We start from the raw sequence: 3,048 nt of genomic DNA on the forward strand, positions 1-3,048 counted from the left end.
TTACTACTATGTATTATTTAGTTAGAAAAGTTTTTTATGCATAGACAAAACAAAAAAGAGTACAAACTTTTTTGCACCCTTTGAACTTACCTCTATTAGAAATCAAAGTTATCAGGATCTGGACCAACGCGGTGGTTCTGATTTAAAGCATCAATCTTTTCCATATCTTCTTTTGTTAATTCGAAGTCGAATATATTAGCATTCGCAATAATACGCTGTTCTTTCGTTGATTTCGGAATCGTTACAACTTCATTTTGAAGATCCCGACGCAAAATGATTTGCGCTGTTGTTTTACCGTACTTATCAGCAACTTCTTGTAAAGTTTCATTATCTAATAATTGCCCTTGCATAAGTGGTGACCATGCTTCCATTTGGATTCCTTGTTCTTTACAGAAAGCTTGTAGTTCTTTCTGCGTTAAACGCGGGTGATACTCTACTTGGTTAATCATCGGCTTAATTTCCGCACCTTCCAGTACGTCTTTCAGATGATGGATTTGGAAGTTACTTACGCCAATTGCACGCACGCGTTCTTCTTTATAAAGTGTTTCTAACGCTCTCCACGAATCTTTATATTTCCCTTCAACAGGCCAATGGACAAGATATAAATCTAAATAATCTAGTTCTAATTTTTTTAAGCTCTCTTCGTATGCAGCAAGTGTCGTTTCATATCCTTGATCTGCGTTCCACACTTTTGAAGTAATGAATAAATCTTCTCGAGAAATTCCTGCTTCTTTTATACCAGCGCGAATGCCTTCTCCAACTGCTTTTTCATTTCCATAAATCGCAGCTGTATCAATGCTACGGTATCCTTCTTTAATGGCTACTTTCACAGCCTCTACAAGTTCCGGTCCATCTTCTACTTTAAATACACCTAAACCGAACCAAGGCATTTCCACACCGTTATGCAATGTTGTTTTACTTTGTAAATTTTTCATTATATTTTTCTCTCCTTTATTTTGCTTGATCTCTTTTTTCTAAGTTCATACTCCAAGCTGTTAAAATAACAGCGCCTACTACCATAATGCCGCCTACCCAAGCTGTATGAATTAATCCTAACGAGTTCGTTACAATGCCGCCTAAATAAGCACCGAGGGCAATCCCTGCGTTAAATGCTGCAATATTCATTGCTGATGCGATATCAACGGCACTCGGCACGAAACGCTCAGCCAATATAACGACATACACTTGTAGTCCTGGAACATTCATAAACGCGAATAGCCCCATAAAAATAATTGTGATAAGCCCTGCTACTTGAAACTGCGCTGTAAATGTTAGTACGAATAATACAATGGCTTGAACAAAGAACATGTAAAATAGTGCTCGAATTGGATTATGATTCGATAATTTTCCGCCAATCATATTCCCAATCGCAATTGCAATCCCGTACACTAATAAAATGATTGTAACGGTACTCGATTTAAATCCTGTTACTTCTTGTAATAGCGGAGATAAATACGTAAATGTTACGAATGTTCCTCCGTATCCTAATGCAGTAATGACGAAAACAAGTAAGAGTCTTCCGTTCGTGATAAGTTTGAATTGATCACGAAATGATACTCGTGTACCCTTTTTTAAGTTAGACGGAATTAGCATGCTGTTTGCGACTAAGGCAACAATTCCAATGACCACAATCACCATAAACGATGCTCTCCAGCCAAATTGTTGACCAATAAACGTTCCAATTGGTACACCTGTAATCGTCGCAACGGTTAAACCAGTAAACATAAATGCTATTGCACTAGCACGTTTATTCTCTGGTACAAGTGCAGCCGCAATTGTGGATCCGATCGACATAAAAACGCCATGTGCAAACGCAGAGACAACCCTCGCGATAAGTAACACAGTAAAACTCGTTGCTACCGCTGCAATTCCATTACCGATAATAAAGACAATCATAATCCACATTAATAATGTTTTTCGCGACATACTAGCAGTTAGCGAAGTTAAAACAGGAGCACCGAATGCCACTCCTAACGCGTATAAAGAAACGGTTAAGCCCGCTGTTGTAACAGAAACATGTAAATCTTCCGAAATAGATGGTAATAAACCGACACTAATAAACTCGGTTGTACCAATTCCAAATGCACTAATTGCTAGCGCTAATAAAGCAAACATACTTCTTCGATTCGTCTGAACAGCCGAAGATGATACTGCATATGAATTCAATTGAACTCCTCCTTAATACGAGAAATCCAATCATAATAGTGTGATAAAAAGGCCTTTTTATCTTCTACAAAAATAACTTTACTGCTGATAAATGCTATTATGAATGGCTTCACTCTTTTTTTGAAGAACGCACTTTAAAGTACGATAGGTACCCAAAAGTAACATAGGCACTTTTTAGTACCGTACTACTCATTTCCCTCTTACGTATGCTATTATGAAACATATTCAACACGATAAAAAGTACGTACTTTAAAGTGCTATAGGCACTAAAAAGTAACATTTAACTTATTTAGCTTCTTTTGTTGAAGAACTGAAATTTACATTCATCAAAGGAGATTTTTATATGAAGAAATATAATATTCCTGTCGAGGCGACTTTAGAGGTTATCGGTGGCAAATGGAAAGTCGTTATTCTTTGCCACTTAACGAAAGGTACAAAGAGAACGAGTGAACTAAAACGTTTAATGCCTGGTATTACACAAAAGATGTTAACGCAGCAATTACGCGAGTTAGAAGTAGACGGGGTTATTCAAAGAAAGGTATACAATCAAGTACCACCAAAAGTAGAATATTCCCTTACTGACTACGGATGGTCTTTAGAATCAATTCTCGATTCACTTTGTACTTGGGGCGAATGCCACCTTGAAAAAAGTGGTAACACATCGATGCTAATTACAGAGGATGAACAATAAGAAAAAGGAAAAAATGAACAGAAATTTGTCCATTTCCTCCTTTTTTTCTTTATATATATGTACATTTTTAAGATAGATAAAATAATTTATGCGCTTTCATGCCTTGTCAGTACTAGGTTACAGAATCAATATCAAATAATTAGGAATCATTTTTATGTTAACATACGTGTATATAGTATATAATATAGGAT

General features: G+C 36.5%; 3 protein-coding genes. 1 reads left to right on the top strand and 2 read right to left on the bottom strand.

The features are described from left to right. Positions 1 to 95: 95 nt before the first annotated feature. Together pgoN and AB3X49_RS20325 are read right to left on the bottom strand one after the other, a co-directional pair. On the bottom strand, positions 96 to 935 hold the full coding sequence (gene pgoN, locus AB3X49_RS20320; protein WP_483298789.1) for a glyoxal/methylglyoxal reductase: 840 nt from the start codon (positions 933 to 935) through the stop codon (positions 96 to 98). Between the two features lie 16 nt (positions 936 to 951). Then, complete coding sequence (locus tag AB3X49_RS20325; RefSeq protein ID WP_201039234.1) at positions 952 to 2,115, bottom strand: MFS transporter; 1,164 nt, start codon at positions 2,113 to 2,115, stop codon at positions 952 to 954. 394 nt (positions 2,116 to 2,509) lie between these two features. Here AB3X49_RS20325 and AB3X49_RS20330 point away from each other — a divergent pair, with 394 nt between their 5' ends. After that, positions 2,510 to 2,857, top strand: a complete 348-nt coding sequence (locus AB3X49_RS20330) for a winged helix-turn-helix transcriptional regulator (protein ID WP_002016005.1) — start codon at positions 2,510 to 2,512, stop codon at positions 2,855 to 2,857. Positions 2,858 to 3,048: the final 191 nt, after the last annotated feature.

This window comes from Bacillus sp. C30 (assembly GCF_040838255.1).
GTDB lineage: Bacteria > Bacillota > Bacilli > Bacillales > Bacillaceae_G > Bacillus_A > Bacillus_A mycoides.